The organism is Georgenia sp. EYE_87, from assembly GCF_023148685.1.
GTDB lineage: Bacteria > Actinomycetota > Actinomycetes > Actinomycetales > Actinomycetaceae > Georgenia.
Genome location: NZ_JAHXNL010000001.1, coordinates 155,354 through 180,382, shown reverse-complemented (window position 1 = coordinate 180,382; position 25,029 = coordinate 155,354). Strand labels below are relative to the sequence as shown.

At 72.9% G+C, this 25,029-nt stretch carries 19 protein-coding genes; 6 read left to right on the top strand and 13 right to left on the bottom strand.

Annotated features, from left to right (window positions below; genetic code table 11):
- Positions 1-24 precede the first annotated feature (24 nt).
- Entirely contained in the window at positions 25-957 is a 933-nt protein-coding gene (gene xerD / locus KZX45_RS00770) for a site-specific tyrosine recombinase XerD (RefSeq protein WP_248255807.1), read from the bottom strand.
- A 10-nt stretch (positions 958-967) separates the two neighbouring features.
- Positions 968-1,867, bottom strand: a complete 900-nt coding sequence (locus KZX45_RS00765) for a heme o synthase (protein WP_248256280.1) — start codon at positions 1,865-1,867, stop codon at positions 968-970.
- Between the two features lie 414 nt (positions 1,868-2,281).
- Here KZX45_RS00765 and tkt point away from each other — a divergent pair, with 414 nt between their 5' ends.
- The 6 genes from tkt to KZX45_RS00735 all read left to right on the top strand — a co-directional run bounded on the left by tkt (position 2,282) and on the right by KZX45_RS00735 (position 11,814).
- The gene (gene tkt / locus KZX45_RS00760) at positions 2,282-4,465 is read left to right on the top strand and encodes a transketolase (RefSeq protein ID WP_248255806.1); all 2,184 of its coding nucleotides are present in this window, start codon (positions 2,282-2,284) and stop codon (positions 4,463-4,465) included.
- 44 nt (positions 4,466-4,509) lie between these two features.
- On the top strand, positions 4,510-5,649 hold the full coding sequence (gene tal, locus KZX45_RS00755) for a transaldolase (protein WP_248255805.1): 1,140 nt from the start codon (positions 4,510-4,512) through the stop codon (positions 5,647-5,649).
- Complete coding sequence (locus KZX45_RS00750; RefSeq protein ID WP_374112505.1) at positions 5,646-7,325, top strand: glucose-6-phosphate isomerase; 1,680 nt, start codon at positions 5,646-5,648, stop codon at positions 7,323-7,325. Before tal ends, KZX45_RS00750 begins: the two co-directional genes overlap by 4 nt.
- Positions 7,322-8,839: a glucose-6-phosphate dehydrogenase gene (zwf, locus tag KZX45_RS00745; RefSeq protein WP_248255804.1), complete on the top strand. Its 1,518-nt coding sequence runs from the start codon at positions 7,322-7,324 to the stop codon at positions 8,837-8,839. Before KZX45_RS00750 ends, zwf begins: the two co-directional genes overlap by 4 nt.
- Before the next feature lie 24 nt (positions 8,840-8,863).
- The gene (locus tag KZX45_RS00740; RefSeq protein ID WP_248255803.1) at positions 8,864-9,787 is read left to right on the top strand and encodes a glucose-6-phosphate dehydrogenase assembly protein OpcA; all 924 of its coding nucleotides are present in this window, start codon (positions 8,864-8,866) and stop codon (positions 9,785-9,787) included.
- Between the two features lie 125 nt (positions 9,788-9,912).
- Positions 9,913-11,814: an HNH endonuclease signature motif containing protein gene (locus KZX45_RS00735; RefSeq protein WP_248255802.1), complete on the top strand. Its 1,902-nt coding sequence runs from the start codon at positions 9,913-9,915 to the stop codon at positions 11,812-11,814.
- 164 nt (positions 11,815-11,978) lie between these two features.
- Here the strand turns inward: KZX45_RS00735 and KZX45_RS00730 are convergent, their stop codons facing one another.
- The 11 genes from KZX45_RS00730 to uvrA all read right to left on the bottom strand — a co-directional run bounded on the left by KZX45_RS00730 (position 11,979) and on the right by uvrA (position 25,021).
- Complete coding sequence (locus KZX45_RS00730; RefSeq protein ID WP_308221684.1) at positions 11,979-12,326, bottom strand: RNA polymerase-binding protein RbpA; 348 nt, start codon at positions 12,324-12,326, stop codon at positions 11,979-11,981.
- A 10-nt stretch (positions 12,327-12,336) separates the two neighbouring features.
- Positions 12,337-12,582, bottom strand: a complete 246-nt coding sequence (gene secG / locus KZX45_RS00725; protein WP_248255800.1) for a preprotein translocase subunit SecG — start codon at positions 12,580-12,582, stop codon at positions 12,337-12,339.
- Positions 12,583-12,845: 263 nt separating this feature from the next.
- Entirely contained in the window at positions 12,846-13,643 is a 798-nt protein-coding gene (gene tpiA, locus KZX45_RS00720) for a triose-phosphate isomerase (RefSeq protein ID WP_248255799.1), read from the bottom strand.
- Entirely contained in the window at positions 13,644-14,834 is a 1,191-nt protein-coding gene (gene pgk, locus KZX45_RS00715) for a phosphoglycerate kinase (protein ID WP_308221683.1), read from the bottom strand. It abuts the gene before it with no gap.
- Between the two features lie 131 nt (positions 14,835-14,965).
- Complete coding sequence (gap, locus tag KZX45_RS00710; RefSeq protein ID WP_248255798.1) at positions 14,966-15,970, bottom strand: type I glyceraldehyde-3-phosphate dehydrogenase; 1,005 nt, start codon at positions 15,968-15,970, stop codon at positions 14,966-14,968.
- 270 nt (positions 15,971-16,240) lie between these two features.
- On the bottom strand, positions 16,241-17,221 hold the full coding sequence (whiA, locus tag KZX45_RS00705; RefSeq protein WP_248255797.1) for a DNA-binding protein WhiA: 981 nt from the start codon (positions 17,219-17,221) through the stop codon (positions 16,241-16,243).
- 17 nt (positions 17,222-17,238) lie between these two features.
- The gene (gene yvcK, locus KZX45_RS00700) at positions 17,239-18,261 is read right to left on the bottom strand and encodes a uridine diphosphate-N-acetylglucosamine-binding protein YvcK (RefSeq protein WP_248255796.1); all 1,023 of its coding nucleotides are present in this window, start codon (positions 18,259-18,261) and stop codon (positions 17,239-17,241) included.
- The gene (gene rapZ / locus KZX45_RS00695; RefSeq protein WP_248255795.1) at positions 18,258-19,208 is read right to left on the bottom strand and encodes an RNase adapter RapZ; all 951 of its coding nucleotides are present in this window, start codon (positions 19,206-19,208) and stop codon (positions 18,258-18,260) included. The genes yvcK and rapZ overlap by 4 nt, the downstream gene beginning before the upstream one ends.
- 4 nt (positions 19,209-19,212) lie before the next feature.
- Complete coding sequence (gene uvrC / locus KZX45_RS00690) at positions 19,213-21,447, bottom strand: excinuclease ABC subunit UvrC (protein WP_248255794.1); 2,235 nt, start codon at positions 21,445-21,447, stop codon at positions 19,213-19,215.
- Between the two features lie 68 nt (positions 21,448-21,515).
- Complete coding sequence (locus tag KZX45_RS00685) at positions 21,516-21,995, bottom strand: OsmC family protein (RefSeq protein ID WP_248255793.1); 480 nt, start codon at positions 21,993-21,995, stop codon at positions 21,516-21,518.
- Between the two features lie 167 nt (positions 21,996-22,162).
- Positions 22,163-25,021 (bottom strand): excinuclease ABC subunit UvrA, encoded by a 2,859-nt coding sequence (gene uvrA / locus KZX45_RS00680; RefSeq protein ID WP_248255792.1) that lies wholly within the window; start codon positions 25,019-25,021, stop codon positions 22,163-22,165.
- Between the last annotated feature and the right edge of the window lie 8 nt (positions 25,022-25,029).

Below are 25,029 nucleotides of genomic sequence, written 5' to 3'. Positions count from 1 at the left end.
GTGAGCCCGCCGCAGGGCCGCGTGTCAGCCCAGCGCGCGGGGGTGCGCGGCGGCGTACACCTCGCGCATGGTCTGCGCGGTGACCTGCGTGTAGATCTGCGTCGTGGTCACGGACGCGTGGCCGAGCAGCTCCTGCACCACGCGCACGTCCGCACCGCCGGCGAGCAGGTGGGTGGCGAAGGAGTGCCGCAGCGTGTGCGGCGAGATGTGCTCGGTGAGCCCCGCGCGACCCGCGGCGGTCTGCAGCACGGCCCACGCGCTCTGGCGGCTCAGCGGGTTGCCCCGGGTGTTGAGGAACACGGCGGCGTTGCCGCGGCCCGCCCGCGCGAGCTCCGGCCGCCCGCGCACCAGGTAGGCCTCCAGCGCCTCCACCGCGTAGCTGCCCACCGGCACCACGCGCTCCCGGCGGCCCTTGCCGAACAGGCGCACGGCGGCGACGTCGCCGTCGAGGTCCAGGTCGTCGACCGCGAGGCCGACGGCCTCGCTGATCCGCGCGCCGGTGCCGTAGAGCACCTCGAGCAGCGCCCGGTCCCGCAGCGGGACCGGCCCCTCCCCCAGCGACGCCGCCTCCAGCAGCGCCTCGACCCGGTCCACCGGGATCGCCTTCGGCAGGCGGCGCGAGCTCGACGGCGGCCGCACGGCGGCGCTCGGGTCCTGCGCCGTCGTCCCCTCGGCGTGGGCGAAGCGGTGCCACCCCCGCACGGCGGTGACCGCCCGGGCGGCCGACGACGGCGCGAGCACGGATCCGCCGTCCTCCCCGGTGCGGATGGCCTCGAGGTAGGCGACGACGTCGCCCTCGCCCACCTCGTCCAGGCCCTCCCGGCCGCGCGTGGCGAGGAACTCGCAGTACCGCTCGAGGTCCCGGGTGTAGGCGGTGAGGGTGTGGTCGCTGACGCCGCGCTCGACCGCAAGATGGGCGAGGTACTCCGCCCGCGCGCGTTCGAGCCCCGACGTCATCGCCGCGGCGTCAGAACGGCAGGAACGGGTCGACCGCCACGGCGAGGAACACCACGGACAGGTAGGTGATGGAGCCGTGGAACACCTTCATCGCGGCGAGCTTGCCCCGCTCGGGGTGCAGCGCACGGCGGTAGAGCCTGACGCACGAGGCGAGGAACCACGCCCCGGCGGCCAGCGCCGTCACGGTGTACAGCCAGCCCATCCCCCCCACGGGGATCAGGGCGAGCGTGCAGGCGATCATCGCGACCGTGTAGATCAGGATCTGGCGGGCCACGCGCACGTCGTCGGCGACCACGGGCAGCATCGGGACCCCGGCCCGCGCGTAGTCCTTGCGGAACTTCATGGACAGTGGCCAGTAGTGCGGGGGTGTCCAGAAGAAGATGACGAGGAAGAGCACCACCGGCGCCCACGCCACGGTGCCGGTCACGGCGGCCCAGCCGATGAGCACCGGCATGCAGCCGGCCACCCCGCCCCAGACGATGTTCTGGGAGGTCCGGCGCTTGAGCAGGATCGTGTAGAAGACCACGTAGAGGAGGATCGCGGCCAGCGCCAGCCACGCGGACGCCCAGTTGACCAGCGCGGCGAACCACGCGATCGAGATCGCGCCGAGGGCGGTCGCGAAGACGAGGGCCTGGCGGTCGCTGAGCTCCCCGGTCACCAGGGGCCGCTGCTTGGTGCGGTTCATCAGCCGGTCGATGTCGCGGTCGAGGAACATGTTGAACGCGTTGGCCGAGCCGGCCGCGAAGGAGCCCCCGACGAGCGTCGCGACCAGCAGCCACGTGCCCGGCCAGCCGTCGGCGGCGAGGATCATCGTCGGCACCGTGGTGACCAGCAGCAGCTCGATGATCCGGGGCTTCGTCAGGGCGAGGTACGCCCGCCAGCGCGACCGCCGCCCGGCCGCCGGGTGCAGCGGGCCCGCCGGCGAACCGGCCCCGGCGGGGGTGGCGGGGGCCACGGGGTCGCTCGCGGCTGGCTGGGCACTGTGCACGCGGATCTCTCGCTCCTGCTCCGCCGGTGGGCGCACCGGCTCCTGACGGCGGGCGTGTGCCGCCCGTCCTCCGGCCCCCATGGTACGTGGACCGGTCCGGAAACCGGCCATCCTGGCATGTCTGGGCGGTCACGCCGGCGACGGCGGAGTGCGCCGACGGGTGGCGTATCTCACGCGCCTGTCCGCGCGCGGGGCAACGGATGGCCACCCAGGGCCTCACGCCCCGCACCCCGGTAAAGTCGCCGGGGTACAGATCGTGATGCCTGCCGTCTGCCGGACGAGCGGAGCCACCGTCCGACGAGGTCCCGGGTCCCACCGGGACGGAAACGAGGATTCGTGAACGTAACGACAGACGCCACCGCGCTCGAGTGGTCCGAGCTCGACCAGCGGGCGGTCGACACCGCCCGCGTGCTCGCCGCCGACGCCGTCCAGAAGGTCGGCAACGGGCACCCCGGCACGGCGATGTCGCTGGCCCCGGCCGCGTACCTGCTGTTCCAGAAGGTCATGCGGCTCGACCCCGCGGACGACCAGTGGCTCGGCCGTGACCGGTTCGTGCTCTCGGCCGGTCACTCCTCGCTGACCCAGTACATCCAGCTGTACCTGGCCGGCATGGGCCTCGAGATCGAGGATCTCCAGGCGCTGCGCACCTGGGGCTCGAAGACGCCGGGCCACCCGGAGTACCGCCACACCAAGGGTGTCGAGATCACCACCGGCCCGCTCGGCCAGGGCCTCGCCTCCGCCGTCGGCATGGCGTACGCCACCCGCAAGGAGCGCGGCCTGCTCGACCCCGACGCCGCCCCCGGCGCGAGCCCGTTCGACCACCACGTCTTCGTCATCGCCTCCGACGGCGACCTGCAGGAGGGCGTGACGTCCGAGGCCTCCTCGCTCGCCGGCACCCAGCAGCTCGGCAACCTCGTGGTCATCTACGACGACAACCACATCTCGATCGAGGACGACACCAACATCGCCTTCACCGAGGACGTCCTCGCCCGCTACGAGGCCTACGGCTGGCACACGCAGCGGGTCGACTGGACCCAGGGCGGCACGGAGTACCAGGAGGACGTCGACGCCCTCTACTCCGCGATCCAGGCGGCGACGGCGGAGACCAGGCGCCCGTCGATCATCTCCCTGCGGACCATCATCGGCTGGCCCTCCCCCACCAAGCAGAACACCGGCGCAATCCACGGCTCGGCCCTCGGCGCCGACGAGGTCAAGGCACTCAAGGGCGTCCTCGGGTTCGACGCGGAGAAGGACTTCGAGGTGGCCCCGGAGGTCCTGGAGCACACCCGCTCCAACGCCGCCTCCCGCGCGGCCGCCGCGCACGAGCAGTGGGACGGCGCCTACCAGGCCTGGCGCACCGCCAGCCCCGAGGCCGCCGCGCTGCTGGACCGGCTGCGCAACCGCGAGCTGCCCGAGGGCTGGGCCGACGCCCTGCCCGTCTTCGAGGGCGGCAAGGCGGTCTCCACCCGCAAGGCCTCCGGCGAGGTGCTCTCCGGCCTGGCCGGCGCCCTGCCCGAGCTGTGGGGCGGCTCCGCCGACCTCGCCGGGTCGAACAACACCACCATGAAGGGCGAGCCGTCCTTCCACCCAGTGGAGCGCTCCACCAAGATGTTCCCCGGCCACGAGTACGGCCGCACGCTCCACTTCGGCATCCGCGAGCACGCCATGGGCGCGATCCTCAACGGCATCACGCTCCACGGCCTCACCCGCCCGTACGGCGGCACCTTCCTCACCTTCTCCGACTACATGCGCCCCGCGGTGCGGCTCGCGGCACTCATGGGCGCCCCGGCGACCTTCGTGTGGACGCACGACTCCATCGGTCTCGGCGAGGACGGCCCGACGCACCAGCCCGTGGAGCACCTCAGCGCCCTGCGCGCCATCCCCGGTCTCGACGTCGTCCGCCCGGCCGACGGCGCCGAGACGGTCTACGCCTGGCGCGGCATCCTCGAGCGCACCGACCGCCCCGCCGGCATCATCCTGACCCGTCAGGACGTGCCGAACCCCGAGCGTGGCGACGGCGCGGCCGACGGCGAGCAGCTCGCCAGCGCCGAGGGCACCCTCCGCGGCGCCTACGTCCTGGCCGAGGCGACCGGCGGCGAGCCGGACGTCATCCTCATGGGCACCGGCTCCGAGGTGCAGCTGGCCCTGGCGGCCCGCGAGCAGCTCGCCGCCGAGGGCATCGCCGCGCGGGTGGTCTCCGTGCCGAGCCAGGAGTGGTTCGCCGAGCAGGACGAGGCCTACCGTGAGCAGGTGCTCCCCTCCTCGGTGCGCGCCCGGGTCTCCGTCGAGGCCGGGATCGCGATGAGCTGGCACCACCTCCTCGGCGACGCCGGCCGGGCCGTCTCGCTCGAGCACTACGGCGCGTCCGCCGACTACAAGGTCATCTACGAGAAGTTCGGCATCACGGCCGAGGCCGTCGCAGCCGCGGCGAAGGAGTCCATCGCCGCCGCGCAGGGCGACGCCGCGCCGCAGGCGGAGCAGGTCCCGACGCAGGCGGGCACCGGCGACCTTCCCAAGTGACCGCCGGTCACGCCCACCGCACCTTCCACGAACGAGGAGCAGCAATGAGTGACAGCAGCACCGACCGGCTCGGCAAGCTCAGCGAGCTCGGCGTCTCCGTCTGGCTCGACGACCTCTCGCGCGAGCGTCTGACCGGCGGGGGTCTGCGGACCCTGGTCGACGAGCAGCACGTGGTGGGCGTGACCACCAACCCCACGATCTTCGCCGGCGCCCTCTCCCAGGGCTCGGCCTACGACGAGCAGATGGCCACCCTCTCCGAGCAGGGGATCAGCGTGGACGAGGCGGTCATCGCCGTCACGACCGACGACGTGCGCCATGCCTGCGACCTGCTGCGTGACGTCTACGACGCCACCGGCGGGGAGGACGGGCGCGTGTCCATCGAGGTGGACCCGCGCCTGGCCAAGGACACCGACAGGACGATCGAGCAGGCCCGGGTGCTGTGGCAGACCGTGGACCGTCCGAACCTCTTCGTGAAGATCCCGGCCACCATGGAGGGCCTGCCTGCCATCACGCAGGCGATCAGCGAGGGCATCAGTGTGAACGTGACGCTGATCTTCTCCCTCGACCGCTACCGCGCGGTGGCCGCCGCGTACCTCGACGGCCTCGAGCGCGCCCACGCCGCCGGCATCGACCTGAGCACGATCCGGTCGGTGGCCTCGTTCTTCGTCTCCCGCGTGGACTCGGAGTTTGACAAGCGCCTCGACGCCATCGGCACCGACGAGGCGAAGGCCCTGAAGGGCAAGGCCGGCATCGCCAACGCCCGGCTCGCCTTCGAGGCGTACGAGGAGATCTTCTCCACGCCGCGCTGGGAGGAGCTCGCGGCGGCGGGTGCGCACCCGCAGCGACCGCTGTGGGCGTCCACCGGCGTGAAGGACCCCACCTACCCGGACACGATGTACGTGGACGAGCTCGTCGTCGGCGGCGTCGTCAACACCATGCCCGAGAAGACCATGCGGGCCGCGGCCGACCACGCCGACCTGCGCGGGGACACCGTGCACGGCACCTACGCCGAGTCGCGGCAGATCCTCGACGAGCTCGAGCGCGTCGGCGTGTCCTACACCGACGTCACCGAGGTGCTCGAGGCCGAGGGCGTGGAGAAGTTCGAGACGAGCTGGACGGAGCTCCTCGAGACCGTCGAGGCCGCGCTCCAGGGCCGCACCGCCACGCAGGAGGCCGCCAAGTGAGCGCGTCGGCCGCCACGATCGCCTGGGCCGGCCCCGAGGAGGGTGCGCTCATCGAGGTGAGCGCGACGGGCGACGCCGCGCGCGCCGTCAGCGCCCACCTCCCCAGGCTGGTCGAGGACAAGGTCGCCAGCCGGCTCTCCGCCCAGGACCCCACGCTGTGGGGCGAGGCCGCGGAGCCCGAGGCGTCGGTCCGCCTGGGGTGGACCCGGCTGCACGAGACGTCCCGGCCGCTGCTCGAGCCGCTGCGCAAGCTCCGTGAGGAGCTGGTGGCGGAGGGCGTCGACCGCGTGGTCCTCTGCGGCATGGGCGGGTCCTCCCTGGCCCCCGAGGTCATCGCCGGCACGTCCGGCGAGCAGCTCGTGGTGCTGGACTCGACCCACCCCGACCAGGTCCACCGGGCGCTCGAGGGCGATCTGCGGTCGACCGTCGTCGTCGTCTCCTCGAAGTCCGGCTCGACCGTGGAGACCGACTCGCAGCGCCGCACCTTCGAGGCGGCGTTCACCTCCGCCGGCATCGACGCGGCCAGCCGCATCGTCGTCGTCACCGACCCGGGCTCCCCGCTGCAGGACGCCGCGACGAAGGCCGGCTACCGCGCCGTCTTCGAGGCTGACCCGACCGTCGGCGGGCGCTTCTCCGCGCTGACCGCCTTCGGCCTGGTGCCGGCCGCGCTGGCGGGGGTCGACGTCGAGGAGCTCCTCGACGAGGCCGATGCCGTGGCGGAGTTCTTCGCCGAGGACTCCGAGGCGAACCCCGCCCTGGTGCTGGGCGCCGCGCTGGCGGGCACCGAGCCGCTGCGCGACAAGATCGTCATCCGCGACGCCGGGTCCGGGCTCTTCCACTTCGGCGACTGGGCGGAGCAGCTGGTCGCGGAGTCCACGGGCAAGGAGGGCACCGGCCTGCTGCCGGTCGTCGTCGGGCCGCGGGCCCCCGAGCTCACCGACGTCGCGGGCGACGTCCTGCCCGTCATCCTCACCCCGCTGACGGACGACGGCGAGGACACCTCGGAGGAGGACGCCTCCCGCACCGAGGTGACCGTCTCCGGCACGCTCGGCGGCACCATGCTCCTGTGGGAGCACGCCGTCGCCGTGGCCGGCCGGCTGCTGGGGATCAACCCCTTCGACCAGCCCAACGTCGAGTCCGCGAAGAACGCCGCGCGCGGCCTGCTCGACTCCACCCCAGCGCCGCAGCCGCCCGTGTTCGCCGACTCCGGCATCGAGGTGCGCGCCTCCGCCGGCCTGCTCGACGGCGTCACCTCCGTCGACGAGGCGGTGGAGCGCCTTCTGTCCCAGCTCGGGGAGGACGGGTATCTCGCCGTGATGGCGTACCTCGACCGCGAGGGCCGTGCCGGCCAGATCCTCGACGGCGTGCGCGACGGCCTCGCCCGGCGCACCGGCCGCCCGGTCACCTTCGGGTGGGGACCGCGGTTCCTCCACTCGACGGGGCAGTACCACAAGGGCGGCCCGGCCAACGGGGTCTTCCTGCAGATCACCGGGACCCCGACGGCCGCCGTGCAGATCCCGGGGCGGGACTTCGACTTCGCCACGCTCATCTCCGCGCAGGCGGCGGGGGACGCACGTGTGCTGGCCGAGACGGGCCGGCCCGTGCTGCGCCTGCACGTGACCAACCGCGACGCGCTGGCCTGGCTGGCCGGTGTGCTCGCGGGCCCTGTGTCATGACCAACCCGCTCCGCGACCCGCTCGACCGGCGGCTGCCCCGTATCGCCGGACCGTCGGGCCTGGTCATCTTCGGCGTCACCGGTGACCTGGCGAAGAAGAAGCTCATGCCCGCGGTCTACGACCTCGCCAACCGCGGCCTGCTTCCGCCGTCGTTCGCGCTGACCGGTTTCGGCCGGCGGTCCTGGAGCGACGAGGACTTCGCCCAGGTTGTGCACGACGCCGTGCGCGAGCACGCCCGCACCCCCTTCGACGAGCGCACCTGGAAGCAGCTCTCCACGGGCTTCCGGTTCGTGCAGGGTGAGTTCGACGACGACGCCGCGTTCGACGAGCTGGCGCGGACCGTCACCGCCCTGGACACCGAGCAGGGCACCGGCGGCAACCACGCGTTCTACCTGTCGGTGCCGCCCAACGCCTTCCCGCTGGTGCTGCGCCAGCTGGCCCGGTCCGGGCTGTCGGGGTCGGAGCCGGACAGCTGGCGCCGCGTCGTCATCGAGAAGCCGTTCGGGCATGACCTGACCTCGGCGCGCGAGCTCGACGCCGTCGTCTCCGAGGTCTTCCCGCCGGACTCGGTGTTCCGGATCGACCACTACCTCGGCAAGGAGACGGTCCAGAACATCCTGGCGCTGCGCTTCGCCAACCAGCTCTTCGAGCCGATCTGGAACGCCAACTACGTCGACCACGTGCAGATCACGATGGCCGAGTCGATCGGCATCGGCTCCCGCGCCGGGTACTACGACGGCATCGGCGCGGCCCGCGACGTCATCCAGAACCACCTGCTGCAGCTCCTCGCCCTCACCGCCATGGAGGAGCCGGTCTCCTTCGAGGCGGACGCGCTGCGCGCGGAGAAGGAGAAGATCCTCTCGGCGGTGCAGATCCCCGAGGACCTCGACTCCCACACCGCCCGCGGGCAGTACGCCGGCGGGTGGCAGGGCGGCGAGGAGGTGCGCGGCTACCTCGAGGAGGACGGCATCCCGCCGACCTCGGAGACCGAGTCCTACGCGGCGGTGCGGCTCGACATCGACACGCGCCGGTGGGCGGGGGTCCCGTTCTACCTGCGCGCCGGCAAGCGTCTGGGCCGGCGGGTGACGGAGATCGCCGTCGTCTTCAAGCGGGCTCCGCACCTGCCGTTCGACCTCACCTCCACCCAGGAGCTCGGCGCCAACGCGCTGGTCATCCGGGTCCAGCCCGACGAGGGCGTGACGATCCGGTTCGGAGCGAAGGTGCCGGGGACCGCCATGGAGGTCCGCGACGTCACGATGGACTTCGGTTACGGGCACGCGTTCACGCAGGACTCCCCCGAGGCGTACGAGCGCCTCATCCTCGACGTCCTGCTCGGCGACCCGCCGCTCTTCCCGCGCCAGAAGGAGGTCGAGCTGTCCTGGCAGATCCTCGACCCGATCCTGGAGCACTGGTCGCGGCGCGGTCAGCCGGAGCCGTACGCGCCGGGCTCGTGGGGCCCCTCCTCCGCCGACGCCATGCTGGCGCGCGACGGACGCACCTGGCGCCGGCCCTGAGCCGGCCCTGACAAGGAGCAAGCGATGATCGTCACCCTGCGCAACACCAGCGCCGCCGAGGTCGGTTCCCGCCTCGTCTCCCTGCGGGACGAGGGCGGCGCCGTCGCCCTCGGGCGGGTCCTGACCCTGGTGATCCTGCCCGACGACGAGGCCTCCTCCGAGCGGGCGATCCGCACGGCCAACGGGGCGTCCCACGAGCACCCGATGCGGGTGATCGTCCTGCTGCCCGACGACCTCGACAAGCCGGCCGGGCTCGACGCCGAGATCCGGGTGGGCGGCCACGCCGGCGCGTCCGAGGTCGTGGTGCTGCGTCCGCGCGGCGGGGCGGGCAAGACGCGGGACACCCTGGTCATGCCCCTGCTGCTGCCGGACGCGCCCATCGTGGCGTGGTGGCCCTCGACGCCGCCCGCGAACCCGTCCGGCGACCCGATCGGCGCGATGGCGCAGCGCCGGATCACCGAGTCCGTGCGGTGCTCGCAGCCGGTGGAGACGATCCGTTCCCTCGCCGAGGGGTACGCGCCGGGCGACACCGACCTTGCCTGGGGCGGGCTGACCCTGTGGCGCGCGCTGCTCGCGGCGGCGCTGGACGAGCCGCCGGCCGAGCCGGTGCTCAGCGCCCGGGTGTCCGGGGCGGCAGACCATCCGTCGGTCGAGCTGCTCGCGGCGTGGCTGCGCGTCTCGCTCGGCTGCCCGGTGACCGTGGTCCCCGAGGCGCACGACGCCATCGAGTCGGTGGTGCTCGAGCGGGCCTCCGGGGCCATCAGCATCGTCCGGCCGCAGGGGTCGACGGTGGCCGTGCTGAGCCGCCCGGGCCGGCCGGACCAGCACGTCAACCTGCCCAAGCGCGACACCGAGAACACCCTCATCGAGGAGCTCCGGCGCCTGGACCCGGACCTCACGTACGGGCGCGTGCTCACCAAGGGGCTCAAGGAGCTGGCGACGGCCTAGCGCCCGTCTCGCTCGCTCACTCGTGGGCTCTGAGCGGAGCCGAGCGAGCCTCGCTCCTGCCTCCTCGTCCACAGGTGCGGGTTCGCTCCGGGCCGATGTCGGTGGCCTGCCTTATGGTGGTACACATGTTCGAGGACGGGCGTGACCGGGACGGCGGCGTGGCGGCCGCCGGCCCGGGCGTGTCCGCGTTGGAGACGCTGCTCAGGGTCGCGACCCGGGCGGCGCGGTCCGCGACCGCCCCGGGGTCCTCGCTGCGCACGGGCACGGGCCAGGACGGGGTCACCGTCCTGCTCACGCCCCGGCTGCAGGCCACGCTGCGCCGGCCCCACGCCGGGCGTGACGCCGCCACCGGCAGGCACCCACGCCGGCGCCGCCCCTCCGCCACGGCGTCGGGGCACCGCCGCGACGCCGCCGCCACGTCCGACCATCGCCCCGACGCCTCCGACTCCGCCGCGAGGTCCGGTCCCCGCCCCGACCCCTCCGCCGACGTCCCCGCTCCGGCCGCGTCGGACGGGCCCGCGAGGCCGACGCCCGCGGGGGTGCCCGCGCACGCGGCGGTGCCGGTGGGGGCGGCGCCGACCCCCGAGGGCGGGGCGGTGGACGGCGCGACGGTGCTGGCCGCGCTCACCGCGGGGCAGGACGTCCGCGCCGGCGGCCACGAGGTCGACGCCGCGGCCGCCTCGGCCCTGGAGGCCCTCCCCGGCGGGCCCGCCCTGGCCGCCGTGCTCGCCGGCCTGTCCCCCGGCGCCCTGGGCGAGGCCGCCGTGGTCGAGGCGATCGCCGGACTCGAGCGGATCACCTCCTGGGCCGCCGCGGCCCAGGCCCGGTTCGTCCGCGAGCTGACCGACCGGCGCGGCCTCAGCGACCGCGCCGCCACCACCGCCGCCGCGGAGATCGGCGCCCGGCTCGGCTCCACCCCCACCGTCGGGGCGATCAAGGTCGGCCTCGCCGCCGCCCTGGACACCTACCCCGAGGTCGCCGACGCCCTGAGCACCGGGCGTCTCGACACCCGCAAGGCCACCATCCTGACCACCACCGAGCCCGGCCTGAGCACCGCCGAGCACCGCCGCGTGGTCACCGCCCTGCTCCCCGACGCCCACCGCCTCACCGGCCCCCAACTGCGCACCCGGCTGCGCAAAGCCGCCCTGACCCTCAACCCCGCCGCCGCCGCCCAGCGCCACGCCAAGGAGCACGCCGCCCGGCACGTCACCATCACCCCGGCCCCGGACGCGATGACCTGGGTCACCGCTTACCTGCGCGCCGACCACGCCCAGCACGTCAAGCACGCCCTCGACGCCCTCGCCCACGCCACCCTGGCCGACCTCGACGACCGCGCCGCGGACCCCCGCACCATGGACCAGGTCCGCGCCGACGCCTTCGTCGACCTCTTCTCCACCGTCCTGGACCGCGGCGTCGACCTCGCCGGCCACCCCCTGGGCAACCGCGCCCGCCACGCCGCCGTGCAGGTCACCGTCGGCGCCGGCACCCTCCTGGGCCTGGACCAGCGCCCCGCCCACCTCGGCGGCTACGGCCCCATCCCCGCCGACCTCGCCCGCCAGCTCGCCCAGGACGGAACCTGGCGCGCCCTGCTCACCGACGCCCACGGCGCCTTCGCCGACCTCGGCACCACCCGCTACCGCCCCGGCGCCGACCTGACCCGCACCGTCCAGGCCCGCCACATCACCTGCACCTTCCCCGGCTGCGCCCGCCCGGCCACCGTCTGCGACCTCGACCACGCCATCGCCTACGACCCGGCCGTCGCGCACCTGATCGTCCAGACCCGCAAGTGCAACCTCCACCCCTTGTGCCGGCGCCACCACAACCTCAAGACCACCAAGCACTGGCACGTCCGTCTCCACCCCGACGGCACCGTCACCTGGACCGCCGCCCGCACCGGCCACCGCTACCGCCGCGCCCCCGATCCCCCAGCCGGCGCCTACCCCGCACCCCCCGCCCCCTGGACCACCACAGGCAACGGGACCACGAGCGCGCCGCGCGCCGGCCCCGACGACGACCCACCCTTCTGACACGTCGCCGATCCCCCACGCGAAGCGCCGCGACACCTCCCGGCACCGATCGGCGACACGGCCCACAGCTGCTGCCGCCACCATCCCGACCCCTCGCGACGAACAACGCCCCTCCGACCCTGACGGGTCGAAGGGGCGTTGTTCGTGTCGGTCCTCGGGCGGGCTCAGCCGCCGCGACGCTCGCGGAGGGCGGCGAGGGCCTCGTCCAGGAGGGCGGCGCCGTCCTCGTCGGACCGCCGCTCCTTCACGTAGGCGAGGTGCGTCTTGTACGGCTCGTTCTTGGGCGGCAGCGGCGGGTTCTCCTTGTCCTGCCCCGCGGGCAGACCGCAGCGAGGGCAGTCCCACGTCTCCGGGATGACGATGTCGGGCTCCTTGGCGAAGCTCGGCCGCACCTCATGGCCGTTCGAGCACCAGTAGCTCACCCAGACGCGGGGCGCGGCCTCGCCGCGTTCGGTCTCCCCCATGGGGCCCGCACCGACGCGCGAGCCGCGGATAGCACTTCCACCAGCCACGACGATCTCCTCAGAACTCGAACTTCTGGATCAAACCGATCACCATGACCGTGATCCCCCAGACCACCGCGACGCCGACCGTGATCCGGTTCAGGTTCCGCTCGGCGACCCCGGAGGAGCCCACAGAGCTCGAGAGGCCGCCGCCGAACATGTCGGAGAGACCGCCGCCCTTTCCCTTGTGCATGAGGACGGTCAGAATCAGGAAGATGCTGGTGATGACCAGCATCACCTGCAGGGCGATCCGCAGTGCGTCCAAGGTGTTTGTCCGTTCGTCGTGTCGTGCGGTGAGCGCCTCGGCGCCGCGTCAAGGATAAGCGATCGAGAACGTCCGAGGGGCCGTCCCGCGCGCGGACGTGGCTGCGCATGCCGGTGCCCTCCGTGTGCGGACAGGGGCCGGGCGTCAGCGGTGCCCTCCGTGTGCGGACAGGGGCCGGGCGTCAGCGGTGCTTGTCGTGTGCGGACAGCGGCCACGCGCCAGCAGTGCTGGCGCGCGGCCACGTCGGCGGTCGGGTGCAGTTCCTACAGGCCGACCTGGTGGTCCTGGTAGCGGACGATGGCCGCGAACTCCTCGGCCTTCAGGCTCGCGCCGCCCACGAGGGCGCCGTCGACGTCCTCCTTGGCCATGATCGACGCGACGTTCGAGGACTTCACGGAACCGCCGTACAGCACCCGGACGCTCTGCGCGACGGAGTCGTCGTACAGCTCGGCCAGGCGGCCGCGGATGGCGCCGCACACCTCCTGCGCGTCCTCCGGGGTCGCGACCTCGCCGGTCCCGATCGCCCAGACGGGCTCGTACGCGATGACGGTCCTCGCGGCCTGCTCGGCGGTGATCCCGTCGTAGGCGCCGTCGACCTGCGCCAGCGTGTAGCGCACGTGCTCGCCGGCCTTGCGGACCTCGAGCCCCTCCCCGACGCAGATGATCGGGGTGATCGAGGCGCCGAGCGCCGCCTTCGCCTTGGCGCCGACGAGCGCGTCGTCCTCCGCGTGGTACTGCCGGCGCTCGGAGTGCCCGACGACGGCGTAGCTCACGCCGAGCTTGGCGAGCATGGCGGCGGAGATCTCACCGGTGTACGCGCCGGACTCGTGGGCCGAGATGTCCTGGGCGCCGTAACGGATGTCGAGCTTGTCGCCGTCGACCAGGGTCTGCACGGACCGCAGGTCCGTGAACGGCGGGACCACGACGACCTCGACCGAGGCGTAGTCGTGCTTGGCGTCCTTGAGCGTCCAGGCGAGCTTCTGGACCAGGGAGATGGCCTCGTGGTGGTCGAGGTTCATCTTCCAGTTGCCCGCCATCAGCGGGGTGCGTGCGTTGGCCATTCAGTCCTCCAGTACGGCGATGCCGGGGAGGGTCTTGCCCTCGAGGTACTCCAGGGACGCGCCGCCGCCCGTGGAGATGTGGGAGAAGGTGGCCTCGTCGAAGCCGAGCGTGCGCACGGCCGCGGCGGAGTCGCCGCCGCCGACGATGGTGAAGCCCTCCGCGTCGGACATGGCCTGCGCCACGGCCTTCGTGCCGGCCGCGAACGCCTCGAACTCGAAGACGCCCATCGGGCCGTTCCACACGATCGTCCTCGCGTCCGCGATCTTCGCGGCGAACGCCTGCTGCGACTCGGGGCCGATGTCCAGGCCCATCTGGTCGGCGGGGATGGCGTCGGCGGCCACGGTGGTCGCGGGCGAGTCCGCCTTGAACTCGGGCGCGACGACGATGTCGGTGGGCAGGACGATCTCGACGCCCTTCTCCTCCGCCTCGGCGAGGTAGCCCCTGACGGTGTCGATCTGGTCCTCCTCGAGGAGGGACGAGCCGACGCCGTGGCCCTTGGCGGCCAGGAACGTGAAGACCATGCCGCCGCCGATCAGCAGGCGGTCGGCCTTGCCGAGCAGGTTCGCGATGACGCCGAGCTTGTCGGAGACCTTGGATCCGCCCAGGACGACGACGTAGGGCCGCTCGGGGTTCTCGGTCGCGCGGCTGAGGGACTCGATCTCCTTGAAGACGAGCTTGCCGGCGGCGTGCGGGAGGCGCTGCGCGACGTCGTAGACGGACGCCTGCTTGCGGTGCACCACGCCGAAGCCGTCGGAGACGAACGCGTCGGCCAGCGCTGCGAGCTCGTCGGCGAACGCGCCGCGCTCGGCGTCGTCCTTGGAGGTCTCGCGGGCGTCGAAGCGCACGTTCTCCAGCAGGGCGACCTCGCCGTCGGCCAGGCCGGCGACGACGGACCTGGCGTCCTCGCCGACGGTGTCCTTCGCGAGGGTCACCTTCGCGTCCAGCAGCTCGCCGAGGCGCTCGGCGACGGGGGCGAGGGAGTACTTGGGGTCCGGCGCGCCCTTGGGGCGGCCCAGGTGCGCGGTGATGACCACGCGAGCGCCCTGTGCCAGCAGCGCCTGCAGCGTCGGCAGCGCCGCCCGGATGCGCCCGTCGTCGGTGATGGTCGTCCCGTCCAGCGGGACGTTGAAGTCGGAACGGACGAGCACGCGCTTGCCGCGCAGCTCCCCGAGGTCCTCGATGGTCTTCACGAAGATGCTCCTTACGTCGTCTACGTCGTCGTGGGCGCGGTGGGGCCGTACGTGCCCCGACGCGCGGACGTCCGCGTGCGCGAGCGGATGCTGCGCACGCGGACGTCCGTCACTGCTGCTGAGCTACGGGGTCAGAGACGCGCGCCCACGTACTCGGCCAGCTTCACCAGGGAGTTGGAGTAGCCGTACTCGTTGTCGTACCAGGAGACGACCTTCACCTGGTCGCCGATGACCTTGGTCAGACCGGCGTCGAAGATGCTCGTGTGCGGGTTGCCGACGATGTCGCTGGAGACGATCGGGTCCTCGGTGTACTCGAGGACACCCTTCAGCTCGTTCTCGGAGGCCTTCTTGATGGCGTTGTTGACCTCGTCGACCGTGACCTCGCGGCCAGCGGTGAAGGTGAGGTCGGTGGCCGAGCCGGTCGGGGTCGGCACGCGCAGGGCGTAGCCGTCCAGCTTGCCCTTGAGCTGCGGGAGCACCAGGGAGACGGCCTTGGCCGCACCGGTCGAGGTCGGGATGATGCTCAGGGCGGCGGCGCGGGCGCGGCGCAGGTCCTTGTGCGGGCCGTCCTGCAGGTTCTGGTCGGCCGTGTAGGCGTGGACCGTGGTCATGAGGCCGCGCACGATGCCGAACTGCTCGTCGAGCACCTTGGCCATCGGAGCCAGGCAGTTCGTGGTGCAGGACGCGTTCGAGATGACGTGGTGGTTCGCCGGGTCGTAGTCGGTGTGGTTCACGCCGATGACGAAGGTGGCGTCCTCGTTCTTGCCGGGCGCGGAGATGATGACCTTCTTGGCGCCGGCGTCGATGTGGGCCTTCGCCTTGGTGGCGTCGGTGAAGCGACCGGTGGACTCGATGACGATGTCAGCGCCGAGCTCGCCCCACGGCAGCGCGGCCGGGTCCTTCTCCTCCAGCGCCTTGAAGGTCTGGTTGCCCACGGTGATGCTGTCCTCCGTGTACGACACGTTCTCCTTGAGAACGCCGAAGACGGAGTCGTACTTCAGCAGGTGCGCGAGGGTCTTGTTGTCGGTCAGGTCGTTGACGCCCACGATCTGGATGTCAGCGCCCGACTCGAGCACGGCGCGGGTGAAGTTACGTCCGATACGGCCGAAGCCGTTGATGCCGACGCGGATGGTCACAGTGTCCTCCTGGAGTGCGCCGCTCGGCGCACGCATTGTCCGGATTCGTTCAGCACCGCTGAGGGTGCTCCCGGCCGGGGCGCCGCCTCCACGCGAGAAGCGCGGTGAGCACCTCGACCAGCACCGTCGAGTCTACCCACGGAGGGACAAAACGCCCGGGGACCATGGTCCGCCGGGACCCTGTGAGGGCACTCACACCGGGCGAGGCCGGCGTCGGGTGCATACCGGACGACGACGGAACCTGGGACGGCCGGACGCCTCGCGCGACCGTCAGAGGTCGAGCATCTCCGGGGTCAGCGTGGCCTCGGTGTCGGGGATGCCCTGCTCGTGCGCGCGCTTGTCGGCCATCGCGAGCAGGCGCCGGATCCGGCCGGCCACGGCGTCCTTCGTCAGCGGCGGGTCCGAGAGCTGGCCCAGCTCCTCCAGGCTCGCCTGCTTGTGCGCCAGGCGCAGCCGCCCCGCCTCGACGAGGTGCTCGGGGATGTCGTCGCCGAGAATCTCGAAGGCTCGCTCCACCCGGGCCCCGGCGGCGACGGCGGCGCGGGCGGAGCGCCGCAGGTTGGCGTCGTCGAAGTTCGCGAGCCGGTTCGCGGTCCCCCGCACCTCCCGGCGCATGCGCCGCTCCTCCCAGACCAGCACCGCGTCGTGGGCGCCCATTCGGGTGAGCATCGCGGAGATGGCGTCGCCGTCGCGGATCACGACGCGGTCGATCCCGCGGACCTCGCGGGCCTTGGCCGCGACGTTCATGCGGCGGGCGGCGCCGACCAGGGCGAGCGCGGCCTCCGGGCCGGGGCAGGTGATCTCGAGCGAGCTGGACCGGCCCGGCTCGGTGAGCGAGCCGTGCGCGAGGAACGCGCCGCGCCAGGCCGCCGTCGCCTCGGCGACGCCGGCGGAGACGACCTGCGGCGGCAGCCCGCGGACGGGCCGGCCACGGTTGTCCAGCAGACCGGTCTGCCGGGCGAGGGACTCGCCGTCGCGGACCACGCGCACCACGTACCGGTTGCCCCGGCGCAGGCCGCCGCCCGAGACGACGATGATGTCGGAGTGGTGCCCGTAGACCTCCTGCATCGTCTGGCGGAGGCGGCGGGCGGCGATCCCGGCGTCCAGCTCGGCCTCGACCACGATGCGCCCGGAGATGATGTGCAGCCCGCCCGCGAAACGCAGGGTCGCGGCCACCTCGGCCTTGCGGGCCGACATCTTGTCCACCCGTACCCGGGCAAGCTCGTCCTTCACGGCAGAGGTCAACGACATGCCGGCCATCTTCGCACTCATTCCCCCGCGCTTTCCTGCCGGGAGCGGTGGACGTCCCCCAGCACTCCTTCGAACGCGTCACGGTACGCCGCGGCCAGCCGGAGCGGATCGTGACGTGCTGTGCCGTCCCCCACACCGATCTGCCGGAGCAGCACCTCGGCCCCGCAGGCGCGGGCCGCGTCGGTGAGGTCGTCCAGGTCCTCGACGGCGGTGGGGTCCGCCAGGACGACGTCGAGGCGCAGCCCGGGCGTGAGCTCGTGGAGGCTGCGGACGTGGTCTGCCGCGGACATGCCGTCGGTCTCCCCCACCTGCGCGGACAGGTTCACCGTCAGCGCGCGCCGGGCCGGGGTGGTGTGCAGCGCCTCGGCGAGCTCGGGCACGAGCAGGTGCGGGATGACCGAGGTGTACCAGGACCCCGGCCCCAGGACCACCCAGTCGGCGGCCCGCACCGCCGCGACCGCCTCGGGGCACGCCGGCGGGGCGTCGGGCACCAGCCGGATGCGCTCGACCCGGCCGGGCGTCACGGCCACGTTGTACTGGCCGCAGACGGTCCGCGTGCCCTCGCCCGACTTCACCTCGGCCTCGATCTCGAGCGGGACGGCGGCCATCGGCACCACCCGGCCGTGCACGCCGAGAAGGCGCCCGACCAGGTCCAGGCCGGCGACCTCGTTCCCGAGAAGCTCCCACAGCGCGACGATGAGCAGGTTGCCGACGGCGTGGTTGTTGAGCGGGCCGTCGGAGACGAACCTGTGCTGCAGGACGTCGCGCCAGGTCAGGCCCCACTCCCCGTCGTCGCACAGCGCCGAGAGCGCCATGCGCAGGTCGCCGGGCGGGAGGACGCCGAGCTCGTGGCGCAGGCGGCCGGAGGATCCGCCGTCGTCCGCCACGGTGACGACGGCGGTGAGGTTCTGCGAGAGGTGACGCAGCGCGCCGAGGGTCGCGGCGAGGCCGTGGCCGCCGCCGAGGGCGACGACGGCGGGCCCGCGCGCGCCGGGCTGCAGGCTGGGCGGCGGGGTGCCGCCGTCGGGGATGAGGCTCATTCCCGCCCCAGATCCCGGTGCAGGGTCCGGACCGACTGCCCCCGCTCGCGCAGCCGCTGTGCGATCGCCTCGGCCATGGCGACGGAGCGGTGCTTCCCGCCCGTGCAGCCCACGGCGATGGTGACGAACGGCTTCAGCTCGTCGATGTAGCCGTCGAGGACCGGGGCCAGCGCGTCGACGTACCGGTCCGCGAACTCGGTGGCGCCGTCCTGGCCGAGGACGTAGTCGCGCACCGGCTCGTCGGTCCCGGTGAGGTGGCGCAGCTCCGAGACCCAGTACGGGTTGGTCAGGAACCGGACGTCGACCACGTGGTCGGCGTCCAGAGGCAGGCCGTACTTGAAGCCGAAGGAGACCACGGTCAGGCGGAGCGGCCGGTCCGACTCCCCCGCCACGACCTCACGGACCTTGCGCGCGAGGTCGTGGACCGAGAGGTCGGTGGTGTCGATGAGGACGTCGGCGCGGCGGCGGAGGTGCGCGAGCAGCTGCCGCTCCTCCGTGATGCCGTCGAGCAGGCGCCCGTCGCCCTGCAGCGGGTGGGGGCGGCGCACGGACTCGTAGCGGCGCACGAGGACGTCGTCGTCGGCGTCGAGGAAGACGATCCGGTAGTCGGTCCCCTGCAGGCGCAGCTGGTCCAGGACGGTCACCAGCTCGGCGAAGAACTCGCGCGAGCGGACGTCGACCACCGCGGCGAGGCGGTGCACGCCGCCCTCCGCCGGCGTCATCATCCGGGCGAGCGCGGCGAGCATCCGCGGCGGCAGGTTGTCGACGACGTACCAGTCGAGGTCCTCCAGGGCCGCCGCCGTGCGGGAGCGGCCCGCGCCGGACATCCCCGTGATGATCAGGAGCTCGGGCCGCTCGTTCTGCGGGAGCCTGGCCTCCTCGTCGAGGAGGGGGATCCCCTCCGGCACCGTCGGCGGCCTGCGCTCCTCGTTCCCCGGTGTCTCCATGCCCTCAGGATGCCAGGTGTCGACGGTCCGCCGGTGCGCCGTCCCCCGCGGTGACCTCGGCGGGCGAGGTGGCGTCGGCGGGCACCTCCCCCGCGGGCGACGCGGGGCTGCCGGGCGGGGCGCCGAGGGCCGTGAGGACCGCCCTCGCGGTGTGCGGGCCGATGCCCTTCACGGCCGCCACCTCCTCGACGGTGGCCGCGCGGATGTTCTTCACCGAGCCGAAGGCCTTCAGCAGCGCACGCTGACGGGTGGGCCCGAGGCCCGGGACGTCGTCGAGGACGGACCTGGTCATCGCCTTCGCCCGCCGCGAGCGGTGGTGGGTGATGGCGAAGCGGTGCGACTCGTCGCGCAGGTGCTGCAGCAGGTACAGCGCCGGCGAGGTACGCGGCAGCACCACCGGGAAGTCGTCGCCCGGCAGCCAGACCTCCTCGAGACGCTTGGCCAGGCCGACCAGTGCCACCTCGTCCACGCCGAGCTCGTCGAGCACCCGCTGGGCGGCCGCGACCTGGGGCGGCCCGCCGTCGACGACGACGAGGTTCGGCGGGTACGCGAACTTCCGGGCGCGGCCGGTGGTGGGGTCCACCGGACCGGAGCGGAGCGGGACGCCGTCGTCGTCGAGGTTGTCGAGGTCGACGGTCTCGGGCCGGTCGGGGTCGTCCCCGGCCAGGGCCGCGCCCACGGCGAGCGCGGCGGGGTCGGCGGGTCCGCCGTCGCGGGCCTGCTCCTCAGCGTCACGCTCGGCGACGTACCGGCGGAACCGGCGGCGGAGCACCTCGTCCATGGCGGCGGTGTCGTCCCGGGCGCCCTGGCCGTCCTCCCCGCGCACGATGAAGTGGCGGTACTCAGACTTCTTGGCGAGCCCGTCCTCGAAGACGACCATCGAGCCGACCTGGTGGGCGCCCTGGGTGTGCGAGATGTCGTAGCACTCGATGCGCAGCGGCGGCTGGGCCAGCCCGAGCGCGTCCTGCAGCTCGGACAGCGCCTTCGACCGGCTGGTGAGGTCACCGGCCCGGCGGCTCTTGTGCAGGTTCAGCGCCTGCTCCGCGTTGGTGCGGACGGTCTCCGCGAGGTTCTTCTTGTCACCGCGCTGGGGCACGCGCACCCGCACCTTCGCGCCGCGCAGACCGGAGAGCCAGGCGGTCATGCCCTCGACGTCGGTCGGCAGGACGGGCACGAGGATCTCGCGGGGGACCGCCGTGGTCGGGGTGTGCCGGACGTCGTCGGGGCTGGTCGCCTGCCCGTCGGTGCGGCGCTTGCGCGCCTTGCCCACGGAGCGCTCGTCGTGGGGCGCGACCTCCGGGCGGGCGTCGCCGTAGACCTGCTGCAGCAGGTGCTCGACCAGGCCGGCGTCGTCGACGTCCTCGACCCGCTCCACGACCCAGCCCCGCTGGCCGCGGATGCGCCCGCCGCGGACGTGGAAGACCTGGATGCTGGCCTCCAGCTCGTCGGCGGCCAGGCCGAAGATGTCGGCGTCGGTGCCGTCGGGCAGGACGACGGCGTTCTTCTCGACGACGCGGCGCAGGGCGCCCGCGTCATCGCGCAGGCGGGCGGCGCGCTCGAAGTCCAGCTCGGCGGACGCCTCCCTCATCTCCCGCTCGATCCGCCGCAGGTGGGGCCCGGTCTCGCCCTCCATGAACCGGCAGAACTCCTCGGCCAGCTCGCGGTGGTCCTCCACGGAGATCCGCCCGACGCACGGCGCGGAGCACTTGTCGATGTACCCCAGCAGGCACGGGCGGCCCGAGGACTGCGCGCGCCGGTACACGCCCGCCGAGCAGGTGCGGACGGGGAAGACGCGTAGGAGCTGGTCGACGGTGTCCCGGATGGCCCAGGCGTGCGTGTAAGGCCCGAAGTACCGGGTGCCCGCGCGCTTGGCGCCGCGCATGACCTGCACGCGTGGGACCTCCTCGCCCATGGTGACGGCGAGGAACGGGTAGGACTTGTCGTCGCGGTACTTGACGTTGAACCGCGGGTCGAACTCCTTGATCCAGGCGTACTCGAGCGCCAGGGACTCGACCTCGGTGCCGACGACCGTCCACTCCACCGACGCCGCCGTGGTGACCATCTGCTGGGTGCGCGGGTGCAGCGCGGAGAGGTCCTGGAAGTAGCTGCTCAGCCGGCTGCGCAGGCTCTTGGCCTTGCCGACGTAGATGACGCGCCCGTAGGGATCCTTGAAGCGGTACACGCCCGGCTGGTCGGGCACCTCCCCGGGTCGGGGGCGGTACGTGGACGGGTCGGCCATGCGTTCGAGCCTACGTCAGCGCGGGGACACCGATGCGCGACGGCCCGCGCCCGCGGGACGCGCGGGGATCAGGCCGTGGGCACCGGCACCGCGACCGGCTCCACGAGCACCGGGAACCCCACCGAGCGGGCAAGGTGGTTGTACTCGCGGGCCTCGTGGTGCAGGCGCGCCGCCGCCTCCTCGCTCATCGGGTCGGCGTAGGTGACGTTCGGCCGGAGCACGACCTCGACGAACGGGCCGGACCCGGCGCCCTCGACGCGCTGGGTGCCGGTGGCCTTGTCCGCGTAGCCGAGGACGACGACGTCGTGCTTGGCCGCGGTGCGCAGGAACCAGAGCATCTGGGCCTGGGACAGCGAGCCGACGAACAGCTCCTCCGCCCGGTACCGGCTGACGTCGGTGCGGACCTTGAGGTCCGACGTCGCCAGCAGCGTGGGCTTGCCCTCCACCCGCACCTCGTGGTCACGCGAGTAGCTGGCGTAGCTCGCCGTGCCACGCTCGTCGGCCCCGGTCCAGTCGACGGTGACGTTGTACGTCTGGAGTGCTCCCATGTCCCCACGTTAGCGACAACAGGTGCGGCGTGGGCAGACTCGCCGACGCCCCACCCCGGGACGGTCCGCCGTCGTCCCGGAACGACGAGACGTGGGGACGACGGCGGAGCCGGGCCGTGTGGCTCAGGAGCGGCCGCGCCGGGGGTCAGGAGCGGCCGGGCCCGGGGTCAGGAGGAGGCGCGGACCAGGCCTCCGTGGAGCGCCTCCCGCAGGAACTGGCCGGTGTGGGACGCCTCGACCTCGGCGACCTGCTCCGGAGTGCCCGCGGCCACCACCGTGCCACCCCCGGAGCCGCCCTCGGGCCCCATGTCGATGACCCAGTCGGCGTTCTTGATGACGTCGAGGTTGTGCTCGATGACGATGACGGTGTTGCCCTTGTCCACGAGTCCCTGCAGGACGAGGAGCAGCTTGCGGATGTCCTCGAAGTGCAGGCCGGTGGTCGGCTCGTCGAGCACGTAGACGGTGCGCCCGCTCGAGCGCTTCTGCAGCTCGGCCGCGAGCTTCACACGCTGGGCCTCGCCCCCGGAGAGGGTGGTGGCGGGCTGTCCGAGCCGGACGTAGCCGAGGCCCACGTCCACCAGGGTCTGGAGGTAGCGCCTGATCTTCTGGACCGCGCCGAAGAACTCGACCGCCTCCGCGATCGGCATGTCCAGCACCTCGGCGACCGTCTTGCCCTTGTAGTGGACCTCGAGCGTCTCGCGGTTGTACCGCGCGCCCTGGCACACCTCGCACGGGACGTAGACGTCCGGCAGGAAGTTCATCTCGATCTTGATGGTGCCGTCGCCCTTGCAGGACTCGCAGCGCCCGCCCTTGACGTTGAACGAGAAGCGGCCCGGGCCGTACCCGCGCACCTTCGACTCGGTGGTCTCCGCGAAGAGCTTGCGGATGTTGTCCCAGACGCCGGTGTAGGTGGCAGGGTTCGACCGCGGCGTGCGCCCGATGGGCGACTGGTCGACGTGCACGACCTTGTCGAGGTCGTCCAGCCCGGTGACGCGGGTGTGCCGGCCGGGCACGTTGCGGGCGCGGTTGAGCTCGGCCGCCAGCACGCGGTAGAGGATCGAGTTGACGAGGGTCGACTTCCCGGAGCCGGAAACGCCGGTGACCGCCACGAACGTGCCGAGGGGGAAGGAGACGCTGACGTTCTGCAGGTTGTTCTCCCGCGCCCCGACCACAGTGATCTGGCGCTTCTTGTCGACCTTCCGCCGCTTGGCGGGCATCGAGATGGAGCGTCGCCCGGAGAGGTACGCGCCGGTGACGGATTCCTCGGTGGCGAGGAGCCCCTCCAGGTCGCCCGAGTGGACCACGTGGCCGCCGTGCTCGCCGGCGCCGGGGCCGATGTCGACGATCCAGTCGGCCACGCGGATCGTGTCCTCGTCGTGCTCGACGACGATGAGGGTGTTGCCCAGGTCGCGCAGCCGGGTCAGGGTCTCGATGAGCCGGCGGTTGTCCCGCTGGTGCAGCCCGATGCTCGGCTCGTCGAGCACGTACAGCACACCTACCAGCCCGGAGCCGATCTGCGTGGCCAGCCGGATCCGCTGGGCCTCGCCGCCGGAGAGCGTGGCCGCGGGACGGGCGAGGCTGAGGTAGCTCAGGCCCACGTCGAGCAGGAACTGCAGGCGGACGTGGATCTCCCGGAGCACCTGGCCCGCGATCGCCGCCTCGCGCGTCCCGAGCGTGAGCCCGTCGAGGTAGACCTTGGCGTCGGCGATGGACAGGTCGCTGAGCTGGGCGATGTTGAGGTCGCCGAGCCGCACGGAGAGGACCTCGGGCTTGAGGCGCGCGCCCTGGCAGACCGGGCACGGGGTCTCCCGCATGTAGCCCTCGTACCGCTCGCGCGACCACTCGGACTCGGTCTCGTCGTGCTTGCGCTTGATGAAGTCGACGGCCCCCTCGAAGCCGGTGGTGTAGGCGCGCTCCCGGCCCCACCGGTTGCGGTACCGCACCTTGACCTCGTAGTCGTTGCCGTGGAGCACCGCCTGCTTCGCGCGCTTCGGCAGCTGCCGCCACGGCACGTCGACGGAGAACTCGAGCTGCTCGCCCAGGGCGCGCAGCTGGCGCAGGAAGTACTCGCCCTGCGCCGCCCACGGCGCGACCGCTCCGTCGGCGAGGCTGAGCTCCTCGTCCGGCACCACGAGCTCGGGGTCGACCTCGAGGCGCGAGCCGATCCCGGTGCACTCCGGGCACGCGCCGTAGGGGGCGTTGAAGGAGAACGTCCGCGGCTCGATCTCCTCGAGCGTCAGGGCGTGGTCGTTGGGGCACGCCCGCTTCTCGGAGAACCGCTGCTCGCGGGCCGGGTCGTCCTTGTCGAGGTCCACCAGCTCGACGACCACGAGGCCGTCGGCGAGCCGCAGGGCCGTCTCGACGGAGTCGGTCAGCCGCTGGCGGACGTTGTCGCGGATGACGAGGCGGTCGACCACCACGTCGACGTCGTGCTTGAGCTTCTTGTCGAGCACGGGAGGCTCGGCCAGCGGCACGACGGCCCCGTCCACCCGGGCGCGGGCGAAGCCCTGGGACTGCAGGTCGCGGAAGAGCTCGGAGTACTCCCCCTTGCGCCCCCGGATCATCGGCGCGAGCACCTGGAACCGGGTGCCCTCGGGCAGCTCGCGGAGCCGGTCGACGATCTGCTGCGGGGTCTGCGCGGTCACCCGCTCGCCGCAGACCGGGCAGAACTGCGTGCCGGCGCGGGCGAAGAGCAGGCGGAGGTAGTCGTGGACCTCGGTGATGGTGCCGACGGTGGAGCGCGGGTTGCGGTTGGTGGACTTCTGGTCGATCGAGACGGCCGGCGAGAGGCCCTCGATGAAGTCGACGTCCGGCTTGTCCATCTGACCGAGGAACTGCCGGGCGTAGGAGCTCAGCGACTCCACGTAACGCCGCTGCCCCTCCGCGAAGATGGTGTCGAAGGCCAGCGAGGACTTTCCGGACCCGGACAGACCGGTGAAGACGATCAGCCGGTCGCGCGGGAGCTCGAGACTGACGTTGCGGAGGTTGTGCTCGCGCGCGCCGCGCACAAGAAGCTGATCACTCACCCGGCGAT